The organism is Granulosicoccus sp. 3-233 (assembly GCF_052681095.1).
Map to the genome: position 1 here is coordinate 56,054 of NZ_JBQYLE010000018.1, position 16,265 is coordinate 72,318.

A 16,265-nucleotide genomic window follows, 5' to 3' on the forward strand; every position below is an offset into this window, starting at 1 on the left:
GTCCGCGCCGGAAAACACTCCGTGCGCGACTGTATTCACCGGTCTATCGCATTTCTACTGCGCGTCTTCATGTCGCATTGAGGCTAGTATCGATTATTTACATCCAGACCAGCATGATCATCGGTACGGCAATGCTGATGATGACCAGATCCAGCAACAGGCCGACTTTCCAGTAGTCCTTGAAGGCATAGCCGCCGGGTCCCATCACAAGGGTGTTGGATTGGTGTCCGATGGGTGTCAGATAGGGTGAGGCGGCACCGATGGCAACCGCCATCAGGAAGGGATCGACCGGCAGATCGAGACCGCTTGCCAGACTGAAGGCAATGGGCGCCATCAGTACGGCGGTGGGTGTGTTGTGTACAAGGTCCGAGAGCAGCATGGACACGGCCATGACCAGTACCAGCATGGACCACAGTGGCAAACCATTGGATAACTGGATGATGCCCTGGGCAATGACATCGGTGGCGCCGGTGGTCTGCAGTGCCTCGCCGATGGGTATGAGAAAGCCGAGCAACACGATCACCGGCCATTCGATACTGCGATAGGCCACTCTGAGAGACACCATCTTCATCAGCACCAGCACACCGACGACTGTCGTGAAGGCGATCTGCACGGGGACCCACCCCATGGCGGCCACGAAAATACCCAGCGCAAAGGTTCCGGGAATCAGGAAGACACCGCGACGCGCATTGATTTCCAGGCCGCGGTTCTTGATGGCCAGGCAGCCCAGGCTCATGCAGAGCTCCTCCAGAGCCTGGGTCTCGCCCTGCAGCAGCAATACATCTCCGGTCTTGTATTTGATGTGTTTCAGACGGGTACGGGCAGCATGACCTTCACGGGCCACAGCCAGCAGATTGACCCCGAAGCGCTTGTGCATGCCGATGCCGCGCATCGACAGGCCTTCAATGGCCGAGTTGGGCATGACGACCGCTTCGATCACACGCACTTCCGGGGACTTCAGCCAGTCGGGGTCCACGACTTCTGCACCGGCTTCGAGCATGCCCGGGTTCTCGAACAGTGGTTGCAGCGACTCGCTATGGCCCTCGAGAATCAATACATCTCCGGCCTGGATGAGTTCGATCGAGGGTGGTGCCATGCGGCGCCGATCCTTGCGAATGATGACCATCACGGCCACTTCATGTTCGCAGGTCTTCTCCAGCGCGCCTACCGAGGTACCGACCAGAGGAGAGTCGGCGGGTACGCGAACCTCGGATACGTAGCGTGCGATATGGAACTGTTCGGAATTCTCCTCGTCGGTTTCCGACTTCTTGCCGGGCAGCAGGCGCCAGCCGATGGTGATGAGATAGAGCAAGCCACCGAGCGCGACGGTCAGGCCAACCGGGGTGAAGTCGAACATGCTGAAGGGCTCGCCGACATTGTTGGCGCGGAAGGTGGCGATGATGATGTTCGGCGGCGTGCCGACCAGCGTGACCAGGCCACCAAGCAGGCTGGCGAAAGATAGCGGCATCAGCAGTTTGGAGGCGGGGCGTTTGGATTTCTGGGCATCACGCAGGGTGATCGGCAGCATCAGAGCCAGTGCACCGATATTGTTCATGAAGCCGGACAGGAAAGCGGTGACACCGCAATTGGCGGCAATCTGCGTGGACAGAGAGCCCCTGGCATAGGCCAGATACTTCAGAAACAACTCCACCACGCCACAGGACTGCAAGGCCTGGCTGATGACGAGCACACAGGCGACGGTGATGACCGCCGGGTGCGAGAAGCCTTCAAAGGCATGGTCTACCGGGACTATGCCGGTATAGACGGCTGTGATGAGTGCCATACCGGCAACGACATCGTAACGCCAGTGATCCCATACGAACAGGGCCATGACGATGGCCAGTATGCAGAACACCGTCAGCTGATCCAGTGTCACTCTGGTTGAGCTCCCGTGTCGAATGTCGACAAAATGATCCAGGGAAGCAAGGGTAACCGATTGAGACGTGGCTGAGCAGCAAAGTGGCTATGCCATCAGTAGCGATACGTGCAAGTCGGCAGTGTCTGCTGTTCGCAGGGTTCTGGCGGCACCTGCCTTGCCCGGCATCTCGGCTGTGATAGTGTGGAGCAGCGTTGCCTCTGTCCTGGCGTGAAGGCAGATTCTGATTCGGGAAAAACCTTGAATGGGGTGGCTATCAAGGTTTTATTTGTTGGGCTTCACCTCGGTCCAGGTGGATCTGACCAGTTCGGCGCTCTCGTGGAAGAGTGTGTGCAAGTCCGGGAACAGTGGGCGCCAGACGCGGGTGGCCGCAGAGAGTTCGGGCAAGGCATTGCCGAAGGCCTCCACCACGATCCAGTTGTCGAAGCCATCCTGCTTCAGTGTGCGAAAGAGACTGGCAAAATCCACCTGGCCACGCCCGGGTATGCCCCTGTCGTTCTCCGAGACATGCAGGACACCCAGGTGATCGCGAATGGCATGGGCGGCTGCCAGCGGATCCTGCTCTTCGATATGCGCATGAAAGGTGTCGTACATGATCTTGAAGTTCGGGTGATCAACGCGCTCGGCGTAGGCGACTGCTTGCTCCATCGTGTTCAGAAAATGTGTCTCGAAACGGTTCAGGGGTTCCAGGCTCAGCTGGATTCCCAGGCTGAACGCGCGCTGTGCCATGTCGTGATGCACCTCCGCACATCGCTGCAGCTCGTCTTCGGTCGGACCACGACCGGGGAAGTGACCGATAGGCGCGTGGAAGGGCCCACCGATGCTGGTGGAGCCCAGCGCCTCGTTGCAGTCTATGGCCCAGTTGAGGTGATCGATGCCGCGTTGTCGAATGGCAGGGTCGGCACTACCGGGATCCCTGTCGGGGTCGGGAATGATCATCGTGCTGGTGCGTTCCAGACCAAGCTGGTCGAGAAACCGTGACAGCCGGGCGTAGTGCTCCGGCGTGCCGGACATCACCGGTATTTCCACCCCGTCGAAGCCTGCCGACTTGGCCAACTCGAATACCTCGACATGTGGCGTATCGATGAAGCCCGAGGTGCACAGCAGATTGATGCCGAGCTTCATGATGCCGCCTCCGACATCGTGGCGTTCTTGTAGACGACGCCATCCTTCATGATGAGGGCAAGCCGGTCTCTGGACTGAAGCAGGGAGACATCTCGGGTAGGGTCGCCCTTGACCAGCAGCAGATCGGCCAGGAAACCGGGCCGAATGTAGCCGATGCTGTCTGCCAGCCCCATGAGCTGCGCACCAATGACAGTGGCACAGCTCAGGGCTTCCTGATTGGAATAGCCGAACCACTTGGTGAAGTGCTCGATGTCGCGGGCATTCTGTCCCATCGGGGTCACCGCAAAACCATAATCCCCGCCAATGACGACGCGTATGCCGCGCTTGCGAATCTCGTGGTAGCTGGCGCAACAGGCGTCAAACTTGCGATACAGATCCATCTGCTCACAGACTTCCGGCGTCAGACCGTGCGGGCTACCCTCACGTGTGGAGTTGTGTACGAGACCGAAGGCGGGTCCGACGAAGATGCGATCCTTGACGCTCTCCAGCTGGTCCAGTGCTTCTTCGTCGGCGAAGTCGCAATGGTAGATGCAGTCGATACCGTGCTTGACTGCCATCTTGACGCTCTTGGGAGAGCGTGCATGTGCCGCCGTGGTTTTCTCGAAGGTGCGGGCCACCCGAACGAAGGCAGCCAGCTCCTCCTCTTCCAGCGGAGTGATTTCCGCTCTGGCATGGCTGACGAATTCATCACCGGAGATATTGATCTTCAGCGTGTCCACACCATCGCGAACGCATTCCCGCGCAACCTTGCGCATCTCATCGGGACCATCGGCCGACAAGCCGAAACTCTCCTGATACAAGTGACGTTTGCGTTCATCACCGAGTCCTGCCGTGGTGCCGATCTCGGGACTGCCGGCTCGCATGCGTGGGCCGGGGATGAGCCCTGAGTTGATGGCATTGCGAGCCGTGACGCCCAGCAGAGGTTTTGCCGAAGCCGCTTCGAAGATCGAGGTGAAGCCGTGATCAAGCAACAGCTTCAGGTTGGCGGCGGTGAGCAGCATGTGCTCTTCAGGCGAGATCTGCCCAAGTTCACTGGGCAGATTGACGTTGGTGAAACTTGGATGGCAATGGCCCTCAACCATGCCGGGCATCAGCGTCATGCCCTGGCCATCAATGACGATACGGCCACCAGGGGGTGTAGCCGTGTCGGGCTGGTCAGGCTGATTGACTGCCGTGACGGCGGTTATGCGATTGTCGTCGATATCAACGGTTGCGGCAAAGGGTTCGTTGACGCTTGCGTCCCAGACGCAAGCGTTGATTATCGAATATCCGGACATGTGTGTTCCAGTCGTAGGTTCATTGATTTACTGGCCGCCCCAGCGCGACGGATAATCCGGCATGCCTTCGCAGCCACACATGGCATAGTGCAATGGTGGCATGTTGTCGTTGATGTATTGATCCAGATTGTCGGCGGTGATGGCCGGTTGTGGCAGGTTCCATTCGGGGCCGGGAATTGCTTCTCCAGCGAGAATGCGGGTTGCCGCGATGATCGGTGTACGCCATTGGTAGGTGGGGTAGGTGGGTGCGATGGTATTCATGTCCAGAGACTTCCATTTCTGCAGGAAGTCCTGCTGGTCTTCACCGGTGACGATCGGTACATCCATGCCCATGTCCTCGAAGGCTTCGATGGCCGCCACCGAGGTGGCTCCCGCATCCATCCACACGGCCGCCAGTTCTCCTTCGCGCTGCAGATAGTCTTCAACGATGGATTTGGTCTTGGCTCGATCACCGTCGGTGAATTCAGCGCCCACGATATTCATGCCGGCTTCATCGAGAATGCGTTTGGCCGAGGAATAGCGCGTTTCCAGCACATCGACGCCTGGCAGAATGCGCAGCATCAAGACCTTGGCACCGGCTTCTGCATTGTCTGCTATGAACTGGGCTGATTGAATGCCGAAGCCGTAGCCGCCCACCGGTTTGATGAAGGTGACCGGGCAATCGGTATTGACGCCTCGGTCGAAGATGACCACGGGCAGTTGCTCGCAGGCTTTCTCGACAGCCGGTGTCAGAGCCGCCGTGGTGTTGGGAGAGACGATGAGGACGTCGCATTTGCCGCCCGCAAGCAGATCGTCGATATCGGAAATCTGCTTGTCATCCGAGCCTTCCGCATCGGTGACGATGAACTCGGCAATCTTGTCAGCCTGCAGATCCACCTCTGCCTGCATGGTGGTCCAGCCAACCACTCGCCAGGGGTTGTTGACACCGGCGTTGGAGAAACAGACCGTACCGGCGCCATCCTGCTTGTGCGAAGAGGTGTCCGCCATGGCATCGCCGATATATTGCTCCCAGGGTTTGTCGTCCGGTCCGTTGCGATCAGCGGTCAACATCGCTTTCTGTTTTTCGAACTCGGCAGGGTCGTCGAAGTTCGGTGCCTGTGCGATGGCACTACCGGATAATACGAGTACGCTGATGGCACTGATACAACTGACTGCTAATCTCATTAATGTATCCCTCATCGTTGTCCTTGGTCCGGGTTATCCATGACTCGTCAACATCTCATTGCTACTGGACCCATTAGCGCGGGTCACTGTGGGGAAACGCGTTCGGTCGCCAATACCGATCGTATTTCACCCCCTGGCGGAATTCGCTGTATATACAGGTTCTGTCGCCATGCGCTGACATCTCATGCAACTGTCCGGACTGGTGGTGTGGTACTGCCTGCCCACTCTAGCAAATCAATGCTGTTCGCGACGAACTCATTGGGGGCGCTGGTACTTCCGGTTAGCATTCACTGTGAACGGTGTCGATGAAATTGATACCTTCAGTGTGTAATGCACTGCATTTCTCAGTATTTGTGACGAGTGATCCGGCAGCGACAGCGTCATGATTGGCTTTGCACACTGTCGACTTGATTAATTGCCCGCCATGGCGGAATATGATGAAAAATCAGTTCACGTATCCATCCGACCACCGGCGGTATGGCAGGGTCGGTTATTGCGCTTCAGTTTTACGGAGAACGAGTGTCTGTTGAAACGATGACATGACTACGCCTGTCTTTTCCCTGTTGAATATCGACAAGCGTTTTCCCGGGGTGCATGCGCTGAACAAGGTCAGCATGGATTGCCATGCCGGGCAGGTGCATGCGCTTGCCGGTGAGAACGGGGCCGGCAAGTCCACCTTGATGAAGGTGCTCTCTGGGGCTTATCAGCCAGACTCGGGCAGCATTGAAGTCAATGGCAAGGTGCGCAGATTCGGTCATCCGCTGGATGCCTTGCAGGCGGGTATCAGCGTCATTCATCAGGAGTTTGCACTGCTGCCCGAGCGTACGGTTGCGCAGAATATCTTCATGGGCCGCGAGCTGTCGCGAGGCGGTTTTCTGCAAGAGCGGCAGATGCAACGGGAAACCGAAGAAGTGCTGCAATTCTTCGGTGAAGAACATCGCATTCGGCCAGACACGCTGGTGCGGGATCTGGATGTGGCCGAGCAGCAGATGGTGGAGATTGCCAAGGCCATTGCACTCGATGCGAAAGTACTGGTCATGGACGAACCGACGGCGGCATTGAACGAGCGCGAGTGCGAGGTCTTGTTCGCTCTGATTGACAAGCTGCGTCGGCAGAATCACAGCATTGTCTATATCACCCATCGCATGCGCGAGATTGCGCGACTGGCCGATCGAGTGACGGTACTCAAGGATGGGGTGGTCACCGCCAACTTTGATCAGGTGCCAGAGCAGTCCGCCATCATCCATGCCATGGTGGGACGCGAAATTACCGAGTTCTATCCATCGCCGGCGATGGCGGAAGAGGTCGGCGACGTGGTGCTGAGTGTGGAGTCTGCCGGTAATGCCGCGTTGTCCGATATCGATTTTGAATTGCGTCGAGGGGAGATTGTTGGTGTGGCGGGTGTGCAGGGCGCGGGCAGAACGTCTCTGGCAAGAGCATTGTTCGGTGATGCGCCGTTTACTCATGGCAGCTATCGCATCAACGGGGAGTTGGTTGATTGTCGGCAGCCCAGAGATGCGATCAAGGCAGGGGTGTCGATGCTGCCCGCTGACCGCAAGGCCGATGCCTTGTTTCTGATGCAGTCGGTGCGCGATAACGCGATGGTGTCGGCACGTGCCTTCAGTGGCGCCCTGTCAGCACCATCGGTGACGCAGCATGGCAATCTGGAGAAGCTCGAAGCACTGCTCAATCAGGTGGATGTGCGGGCAGCGAGTCTTGATACCGAGGCCGGTGTTCTCTCGGGCGGCAATCAGCAGAAGATCGTGGTGGCTCGCTGGCTGATGCTGGCTGCCGATATACTGATATTCGTGGAGCCTACCCGGGGGATCGATGTCAATGCCAAGGCCGGCATCTACCAGCTGATGCGGGATCTGGCCAGGGGCGGTGCGGCCATTGTCATGATCTCATCCGACCTGCCTGAGCTTCTGGGGGTGGCCGATCGCGTCGAGGTGATGAGCAATGGCCGAATCACCGGACAGTTTGCCCAGGGGGCTGATGAAGCGTCGATCATGCGCGCCGCCACCACAGCCAGGCACAGCGCATGACGACACGTGATGCTACCGCGCCTGGCAAAGGTTCCGGATTCAGCCTGGCTCGGCATGCGTCCATTGTGTTGCTGGTGCTGGCGTTCGTGTTGTATGGCGCCATTGCGGTGTTCACGGAGCAGACGGCGTATCTGTCTGTGGATAATCTGCTCAGCATACTGGGGCGCTCCATCGCCCTGGCGATCACGGCTATCGGACAGACTTTCGTGATTCTGGTGGCCTCCATCGATCTGTCGGTGGCCAATCTGATCTCGGTGTCTGCTGTGCTGGCGTCCTTTGTCATGTCCGGGGATCCCGGCATGATGGTGCCCGCCATCTTGCTGGTTTTGGCAGTGGGTGCGTTGGTTGGATTGATCAATGGTCTGGTCATTACGCGGCTGGAAGTGAACCCGCTGATTGCGACACTGGGCATGGCGCTGATACTGCAAGGGCTGCTGTCGGCGGCGTTTACCAACTTTGCCGGGTCAGTGCCCGAGGAATTCCAGTTCTTCGCCTATGGGCAGTACCTGGGGGTACCCGTGAGTCTGTGGTTTCTTGGGGTGTTGACCGTGGTTGCCTGGGTCATGCTGCGCTGGACGCGGATGGGGGCGAACATCTATTCAGTGGGTGGCAATGCCAATGCGGCGAGACTGGCCGGTATTCGAACCGAGCGAGTGATCATCGGTGCGCATATCCTCTGCAGCCTGTGCGCAACGGTTGCGGGGTTGTATCTGGCGAGTCGCCTGCGTTCCGGTGCCCCCTGGATAGGCCGCGATGGTGTCTATGATCTGGAGTCGATTGCCGTGGTGGTCATTGGCGGCACCATTCTGGCCGGCGGGCGTGGTGGCGTCTGGGGGACTCTGGCGGGGGTGATGATCTTCTCTCTGATCGATTCGATCTTCAACCTGGCGGGGGTGGATGCCTTTGCCAAGCAGATCATTCGCGGCATCATCATTGTGGCAGCGGTGGCCTTCTACGCGATGCGCAGCAAGGAGCTGGTGGCATGAGCGAATCCGGCAAAGCGACTGATGTAAATACTGACGCGACCCCTCAAACGGCGGATGACGTCGGCAGTACAGCTGCTAGCCGGATCATCAAGGGGCCTGGCCGGTGGCGGCTCGGTATCAATCCGGTGTATCTGGTGCTGTTGATATTGCTGGTGGTCATCGTGCTGCTGTCACCGCACTTCATGCAGCCCACCGGTTACATGAATTTTCTCAAGCGCGCCGCCCCGTTGGTGATCCTTGCTGTCGGGCAGCTGTACGTGATCGTCTCTGGCGGGTTCGACCTGTCCGTGGGGTCCATCATCACGCTGACGGTCATCGGCAGTTCCATTCTGACCAATGGCGACCCGAATGCCAGCTATTGGGTCATTCCCCTGATGCTGGGCATGGGCGTACTGGTAGGTATGGTCAATGGCATGGTGGTCTGCTGGCTGAAAGTGCCTTCCATCATTGCCACCCTGGGCATGATGATTACCCTGAACGGTATTGCCTTGACCTGGTCCGGTGGCGCTCCCCGGGGATATCTGCCGGATACCTTCCGTTTCTTCGGGCGGGTGTTGATCAAGGATGTGCCTCTGGTGAAGATATTCCCGGTGGCGCTGATTGTCATGCTGGTGGTGGGTGGGCTGCTCTGGTGGCTGATGCACCGCACCCAATACGGGAAGTTGCTGCATGCCATTGGCGATAACCCGCAGGCCGCTCGATTATCCGGCGTGGCTGTTCCGAGAATTCGTATTGCTGCGTTTGTGGTATCAGCCGTGACAGCGGTTATCGCCGGTATTCTGCTGGGCGGCTTTGCCGGTGTGTCGACCGATGTGGGGCTGGGTTACGAGTTGCAGGCCATTACCGCCACGGTGATTGGTGGGGCCCAGCTACTTGGCGGTAGAGGGGCCGTGGGAGCCACCATAGCCGGAGCGCTGTGCCTGCAGGCCATATTCACGTTGTTGAACCTGCTGGGATTGCCCAAGCCCATCAGGGATGTGGTGCAAGGTCTGATATTGATAGCAGCGGTGAGTGTGGCGGTGATTCGGCGGCGGTATTCGAAGGATTAGTCGTGGTTTGGTGTGCTGGGGCTGCGTGATGGTGATGAGCTTCGGCGGGGTCAGAGGTCCAGTGGACTGGATACACTGATGCCGGGGCGGTTGAGTACGTGTGTGTAGATCATGGTAGTGGAGATATCGGCGTGGCCCAGCAACTCCTGTACCGTGCGTATATCATGATTGCTTTCCAGCAGATGGGTGGCAAAGCTGTGCCTGAAGGTGTGGCAACCGATTCGCTTTCTGATGCCCGAGCGTTCCGCTGCCTGTTTCACCGCTCTTTGCAGTCCACTTTCGTGCATATGATGTCGGCGAATGACGCCAGAGCGCGGATCGACGGAAAGCCTGCCAGATGGATACAGGAACTGCCAGCGCAATTCCCTGGTGGCCTTGGGGTACTTCCGGGCTAGCGCTTCCGGTATGAGAACTTCTCCATAACCGTCTTCCAGGTCCTGTTGGTGCAGCGTTGTCACTTTTCTGATCTGCTCCTGCAAGCTGACTGACAGGCTTTTCGGAAGTGGAACGAAACGGTCTTTCTTGCCCTTTGACTGGCAGACGTGAATGCGACCGTATTCAAAATCCACATCCTTGACGCGTAGTGTCAATGCTTCCATGACCCGCATGCCTGTACCGTAGAGCAGGCAGCCGACGTCGTGTTGCCAGCCTTGCAGTTCTGCCAATAACCCCCTGACTTCGGCGCGAGACATGACCACCGGTACGATCTTCTTGCGCTTGGAGCGAGCAAAGTCTTCCAATTGCCCCAGTGGAGCCTGAAGTATTCGCTTGTACAGGAATATCAGTGCGTTCAATGCCTGGTTCTGGGTGCTTGCGCTGACGTTGCCAGTGACAACCAGGTCGTGCAGGTACTTTGCCACGTGATCCGGCCCGGTCTTTTCCGGTGATTCTCCCTTGCAGAACGCGATATACCGGACCACCCATTGCTCATAGGCTTCCTCGGTTCGATAGGCATAACCGCGTGCGCGAATTTCCGTGACCAGGCGAATGATCAGATTGCGGTGAAGGCTGCGTATTCTGGCGTACTCACCGGTCCCACGTTTGATCTTCAGATAGATGAGTTCGTCGGGCGATTGCTCGCGGGCAATGGATGCATGATCTGGTGCCATGGAACGGGCAGACGCTTTCCAGCGAGACCAATCTGCCGCTTCCGACGCTGAGGAATGCAGACAATTGATCAGGAGAATACGCACAGCATCGACCAGTTGCTGATATTGCCAGTCAGTCAGATTATTGTCGCGTCCCAGGGTGTCGAGTATTTTCTCGGTTTCGTGAGGTTGAAGCTGCCGAGGATCACGCCCGCAAGCGGCTCTGACAAACTGATTGGCACGCGTCAGATAGTAGGAATGCTGCTTTGACGGAATACCCTCCGCTGTGAGACATTTCTTGTAGGCAATTCGCGTTTGCGTCGCAAGCGAACGCACAGGGCGTGGTTGATCTGGCATGACATTCATCCATGAAGTCAAACGGGATTGGCAGGTTCGGGATCAGGCTAACACTGGATGTTGGAAGGCACAAGACAATGATTTTCCATATCAGACTGGGCACTATCAGGGCATACAGGAGTGTCGTCTTATGAGAATGGAGGAGAGTGGTTGGTATTGGTTACGATGAGCGATTGAAGGTGGTGCATACTTGAGTCAGTCTAATAGTTGTTCGGTCCGCAAATTCCGAGTACTGAAAGGTTTCCAGGTTTCGACGAATTAAAGATTAGGTTTGATAAAAGCTAACAATATTCTTAATCTTGCTTCGAACAAAGAGCGATGGTTTATGAGTCAATGTGTAATTGGGTCTCACATCGTATAGTGGTCTCGGTAAGAATTAATTGTATATTGCTCCGGATTAAAAGCCATGTATCCTTAAGGCTCATGGCATCGAAGATAGATCATGAACTAAAATAGAATAAAACAGAAATGGGCTCGTTACGATAATCTACTTCGCGGCGAGGTGCCAGTATGCGAGAGTGTATGTGTCATGCAGATTGAATGCGAAGATTGCAAAGGTGTTTTTCGTAATAAAAAGACATTTGACAGGCATGCTTGTACGCGTATCGTCACTGATGCATCTAGTGATCTGCGTTCTAAGATCGACTCTAAGCGCGAAAAGGAAAAACTGCTTGACACAAGAATCGCTGAGCTACGGATGAAAAATGCTCTGCGTAGACGAGGTGAAAAATTAAGTGCAACCGGCGCTTGCAACTACTGCAGTCGAAAGGATGTCATAGTTTGGCAATATAAATCGACCAGTGGTTCATTTATCAAACTCTGCCTCAAGTGCCGAGCACAACTACTTCGTCGGGCGTCTACCAATCGAAGCAAGGTAAAAAATCAGAATAGAAAGTCTGAGGACGCACTAGACAAAGCACAGTTCGGTGGCGGATTTGAAACAAATCGACGTAGACACTGATGATATGTCCCGTGTTGTCTTGACTTATTCAAATATCGCATGCACGGCTAACATTTCAATGCTTAGATAGAAATTGATATTTACTTGCAGGGTTTGGATCTGTTTTAAGAGCTGGTAGCATATTGAGGTTATGTTTAAGGAACCGACCGAACAAAGCGCTGCAGCCGTCACTTGACAGCATCACGACTTCGCTGCCGCTCCGCCGTGCTGGCCGCAAGTGCGGGTTATCGCGGCTGTTATCGCGCTGGGCAAAGCTCAGCGTATCTTGCGGGGTGAAAGTCCCCGTCGGGTAAGGGTTAGCCGCCCGCCCGTATCGAGTGTTGATCTCATTGAGGAGTGAAGTAATTCATGAACGAGATATGAGGTAAGCGTACACAGAGTACTCTGTAGGCCGTAGGGGAAATCGCGTTCCCTGAAGTGCTGGTACAGCTTCGAAAACGTCCTTCCAGACGCCGAGGGTCTTAACATACACCGAAGGCAACACGAGAGACTTCCGATTTGGCAAGGGGGTCGAAGGTCTGGCGGAGTCCACAGGCCGTGGCATGCAGAGAGAGATACGTTGGAGAACCCAGGAAGCCCCATGAGTTCCTACACGAAGATGAACATAGAAGCCGCCAGGGCTAGAGAGACGCAAAAGGATCATTCAATCCTGGAAACGCAGTGCGCTCGGGTGAAAGTGTTCGACAGGGAGAGGTGCAGGCAGGCCATTTATGGCCGCATACAATTGGGGTGTCTTATCACGCATAGTACTCTGAGATGGGGAAAGCCCATTACATGGGGAAGGACGTGACGGAAGTACGTAGCTTGCAAAGGAAACACACGCCGGACACAGTCGGGCTGGAAGAACGTGTGCAAACCTCACTGCAGGGAATAGCCATGCGGGCAGCGTCCTGCAAGGATCATCGATTTCAGAATTTGTATCGGTTACTCAACGAAGAGCTGTTGCTGGATTGCTGGCGCAAGCTGAATAAGCATGCTGCGAGTGGAGTGGATGAAGTGACGGCACAGGCTTACGAAGAAAACCTGTATGCCAATATTGAGAATCTGGTGCGGAGACTGAAATCGAAGTGTTATCGGGCGAAGTTGGTCCGGCGTTGTTATATCCCCAAAGCGAACGGAAAGCTGCGAGCGTTGGGGATACCCGCCCTTGAAGACAAGCTGGTGCAGAGAGCCTGCGCCAGAATACTCACGGCGATCTACGAACAGGATTTCCTGAACGTCAGCTATGGGTACCGTCCGCAACGAAGTGCACGGGATGCACTGGATGATCTGGGCTTCAATCTGCAGTACGGCTCGTTCGGTTATGTGGTGGAGGCCGATATCAAAGGCTACTTCGACATGATTGATCACGACTGGCTGCTGCAGATGCTGGAACAGAGAGTCGAGGACAAGGCGTTTACAGGGTTGATTCGCCGCTGGCTCAAGGCAGGCATACTGGACACCGATGGTGAGATCATTCATCCCGAGTCCGGAAGCCCGCAAGGTGGTAGTGTTTCACCGATACTGGCGAACGTGTATTTACATTATGTGCTTGATCTGTGGTTTGATCGAGTCGTGAAGCCACGTTGCAAGGGGTACGCATTCATGATCAGGTACGCTGATGATTATGTGTGTGCCTTTCAGTACAAGAGCGATGCAAAACGGTTTTATCGGGCCATGCCGAAGAGGTTGGAGAAATTCAATCTGGTGGTAGCGCCGGAGAAAACCAAGCTGAGTCGGTTCAGTCGCTTTTCACCCGGGTTGGTCAACCGGTTCGAGTTTCTGAGTATGGAGTTTTACTGGGACGCGGACTGGTATGGCGAGATACGAGTGAAGAAGCGCACAGCGCCCAAGCGATTGCAGGCAGCGAAACGCAAGATGAAGGAATGGGTAAGGAAAAACCGCCATCTGAACGGCAAGCCATTCATTGCTGGATTGAACCGCCGGTTGGTGGGACACTATAACTACTTTGGATTGCGCACTAACGGAAAAGCTCTGGAGTCTTTCTACAGATTTACGATCGGTTGTGTCTTCAAATGGCTAAACCGACGCGGTGGGAAGAAGCGCAGTTTTAACTGGGGCCAGTTCAAGGAGGCGTTGAAGAAGTGGAGTGTCGCCAAACCTAACATCGTGGGAAGACAACGTGAGCATGCAATTCTTGTGTAATGACAAGCTCGTCGCGAAAGCGAGTACAACCGAGGAACCGGATGCGGGAATACCGCACGTCCGGGACTGTGCGGGGGGCGTCCGGTAACGGGCGTCCCTACCGCGGAGGCGCCAGCCCCCTCCTTCTACGAATGTGGCGTAAAGAATGAAAGTGCATGCTAAACTAAGTACTGTGACAGGTAGCACATTATTAAAAGATGAGTGACGGATGGCTCGTTCGCGTTTCTAAAAAACTTGAACACCACAGTATAGGTATATCTCAGCACGCCACAAATTTGATGTTGTCAGTCTATTTGTTGTGGTCTGGATGGTGGTGGCCAGTACAATATCGGAGCTGGTGTATGCTCCCGGATAAACACTGGAAATTCTGGGCGTCTAGCTGGACACCATGGATTGGTTTGGTAACTGTTGTACTGTTTTTTATTGCAGCTCACAGAAGTACAGCAAACCATAGAGCTCTAAGAAAGGAAAATAAAAAATTAAGGGTGGAATTAGATGCTGCAGTTTCATCTGGAGATCAATTGGAAGAGGCGCAGCAAGCTATTGGTGAATTAAATAGAGAGCACCATCAAAATTTATATGATGGATCTTCTGATTTTCTTGCATTGCTGCTAAATGATCGATTTAAATTGGATAACACAGTTCGCGCTTCACTGTATTTGCATGATGGTTCTAGATTCGTACTAGCAGGGCGGCATACTGCAGACCCAATTCACTGTAAAGTAAATAGGAAATATTTCAAAGATGATCAAGGTGTTATTGGGGTGGCATGGCGCTCGGGGAGGGAGTTCGTAGAACTTCCAGATACTCCGGGAAAGAAGAACAAATACCTTGAAAGAAAATATAACCTAACTGACAGCATAATAGATAATTTGAGAATGGATTCTTGCGTCTATTGCGGTTTTGCGGTAGACGACGGAAAAAGCAGGATTGGAGTTATTCTGTTTGAGGCAACCAGAAAAGGAGTTCTGGATGAAATGTATTTATCACAAATTTTTGAAGGCCATAAAATATATATTGCTGACTTGCTCAGCAGATTTCGATCAGCATACGAAAGAGTACGTGCAGGTTCGGAGGAGCAGACAAATGAATAAGCTTAAGCATGCTATACGATTTCTCTGTGATACGTATCCACATAAGCATGAACTGTCTAATGCAAGATTGACAAAAATGGTTTACTTAGCCGACTGGAAGTCAGCTGTGTTATACGGAAAACAAATTACTAATATCGAATGGTATTTCGATAACTTCGGACCATTTGTATTTGATGTGGTCAATACTGCAAGAGATGATGACTACATGTTCGTAAGAGAAGACAGAACCCCTTACGGAACTAATAAAACTTTGATTGGCGCACAAGAAACAGATAAAGCGGATGGCAAAAGCTATGATCTATCTGAAAATGAACTGGCGATGTTACGTGCAGTAATTGAAGATACCAAATCTATGTATTGGAATGATTTCATAAGCTATGTCTACTCAACGTTCCCGGTAGTAAACAATAATCGCTACACAACTCTGGATCTTGTAGAGCAGGCAGCGTTAGCCGGTAAACAAGGCAATCACACAAGCCATATACGCTGACGCCTAACAACTAAGGATAAGTCGCGCCACGCCGCGACTTGATCCGTTGGTTGAACGAGCCCGACGTCGTATCGGTAGCTCTTCTTTTATAGTAGATAAATAGGGGTCTACGCGGATTCGTGTGGGTTAATCTTCGCGTTTTTGGGTAGTGGCGGCAGGAATGATGCGATGATTTTGAGCTTGAGATATTCTTCGTCTCGATAGCCATAGGCTTTGCGCTGTATCACTCGTATCTTGCTGTTGACGCCTTCGACCAGACCCAGACTCACTTTGTTGTCAGGGTGGCAGTACGAGGCAATTCCATCCCAGTGCCTTTCCACCATCGCTGCAAACTTCACATACGGTTTCAGCCTTTTCCACTTCAGGCTATCTTTCCATCGTTCGAAGAAGGCACGAGCACCACGGGCTGTCTTGTAGTCCCACAGTTGTCCGAAAGTTTCCTTGAGCAGGTAGGCTGTATTCAATCGACTATTGGCAGCCAGCAGCTTCTTCAGCGCCCGGCGTCCGTCCAGATCCAGATTCTCCTTGTTTGACAGGAGGGTGTATCGTTGGCCCTTGATATAGCTTCTGTCCTTCCCGCTGAGTCGCTTGTATTCTTCTCGACGAAC

At 54.5% G+C, this 16,265-nt stretch carries 12 protein-coding genes; 6 read left to right on the forward strand and 6 right to left on the reverse strand.

What is annotated here, in order from left to right; genetic code table 11:
- Positions 1 to 97 precede the first annotated feature (97 nt).
- The 4 genes from ACUNV4_RS28370 to ACUNV4_RS28385 form a co-directional block, all read right to left on the reverse strand.
- Positions 98 to 1,876, reverse strand: a complete 1,779-nt coding sequence (locus ACUNV4_RS28370; protein ID WP_430882043.1) for an SLC13 family permease — start codon at positions 1,874 to 1,876, stop codon at positions 98 to 100.
- Between the two features lie 264 nt (positions 1,877 to 2,140).
- Entirely contained in the window at positions 2,141 to 3,001 is an 861-nt protein-coding gene (locus ACUNV4_RS28375; RefSeq protein ID WP_430882044.1) for a sugar phosphate isomerase/epimerase family protein, read from the reverse strand.
- A complete protein-coding gene (locus ACUNV4_RS28380; RefSeq protein WP_430882045.1) occupies positions 2,998 to 4,278 on the reverse strand; it encodes a metal-dependent hydrolase family protein in 1,281 nt (426 codons plus the stop codon). The genes ACUNV4_RS28375 and ACUNV4_RS28380 overlap by 4 nt, the downstream gene beginning before the upstream one ends.
- A 27-nt stretch (positions 4,279 to 4,305) precedes the next feature.
- Entirely contained in the window at positions 4,306 to 5,442 is a 1,137-nt protein-coding gene (locus ACUNV4_RS28385; protein ID WP_430882046.1) for a substrate-binding domain-containing protein, read from the reverse strand.
- A gap of 539 nt (positions 5,443 to 5,981) precedes the next feature.
- Here ACUNV4_RS28385 and ACUNV4_RS28390 point away from each other — a divergent pair.
- Genes ACUNV4_RS28390 through ACUNV4_RS28400 form a run of 3 tightly spaced genes read left to right on the forward strand, consistent with a single transcriptional unit; the run spans position 5,982 to position 9,522 of the window.
- On the forward strand, positions 5,982 to 7,487 hold the full coding sequence (locus ACUNV4_RS28390) for a sugar ABC transporter ATP-binding protein (RefSeq protein WP_430882047.1): 1,506 nt from the start codon (positions 5,982 to 5,984) through the stop codon (positions 7,485 to 7,487).
- A complete protein-coding gene (locus ACUNV4_RS28395) occupies positions 7,484 to 8,473 on the forward strand; it encodes an ABC transporter permease (RefSeq protein ID WP_430882048.1) in 990 nt (329 codons plus the stop codon). The genes ACUNV4_RS28390 and ACUNV4_RS28395 overlap by 4 nt, the downstream gene beginning before the upstream one ends.
- A complete protein-coding gene (locus ACUNV4_RS28400) occupies positions 8,470 to 9,522 on the forward strand; it encodes an ABC transporter permease (protein ID WP_430882049.1) in 1,053 nt (350 codons plus the stop codon). Before ACUNV4_RS28395 ends, ACUNV4_RS28400 begins: the two co-directional genes overlap by 4 nt.
- A gap of 50 nt (positions 9,523 to 9,572) precedes the next feature.
- On the opposite strand, the gene ACUNV4_RS28405 is transcribed toward ACUNV4_RS28400, so the two are convergent.
- A complete protein-coding gene (locus ACUNV4_RS28405; protein ID WP_430882050.1) occupies positions 9,573 to 10,967 on the reverse strand; it encodes an integron integrase in 1,395 nt (464 codons plus the stop codon).
- A 1,735-nt stretch (positions 10,968 to 12,702) separates the two neighbouring features.
- On the opposite strand from ACUNV4_RS28405, the gene ltrA reads away from it, so the two are divergent.
- From ltrA to ACUNV4_RS28420, 3 genes are all read left to right on the forward strand, one after another.
- Positions 12,703 to 14,073, forward strand: a complete 1,371-nt coding sequence (gene ltrA, locus ACUNV4_RS28410; RefSeq protein WP_430882051.1) for a group II intron reverse transcriptase/maturase — start codon at positions 12,703 to 12,705, stop codon at positions 14,071 to 14,073.
- Positions 14,074 to 14,414: 341 nt separating this feature from the next.
- Positions 14,415 to 15,167, forward strand: coding sequence for a hypothetical protein (locus ACUNV4_RS28415; protein ID WP_430882052.1), 753 nt, complete (start codon positions 14,415 to 14,417; stop codon positions 15,165 to 15,167).
- Positions 15,160 to 15,657 carry a Panacea domain-containing protein gene (locus tag ACUNV4_RS28420; protein ID WP_430882053.1) on the forward strand — a complete coding sequence of 166 codons (498 nt, stop codon included), beginning with the start codon at positions 15,160 to 15,162 and terminating at the stop codon, positions 15,655 to 15,657. The genes ACUNV4_RS28415 and ACUNV4_RS28420 overlap by 8 nt, the downstream gene beginning before the upstream one ends.
- Positions 15,658 to 15,764: 107 nt before the next feature.
- Here ACUNV4_RS28420 and ACUNV4_RS28425 read toward each other — a convergent pair.
- Positions 15,765 to 16,265, reverse strand: a 501-nt coding sequence (locus ACUNV4_RS28425) for a transposase (protein ID WP_430882054.1), incomplete at its 5' end; no start/stop codon positions are given.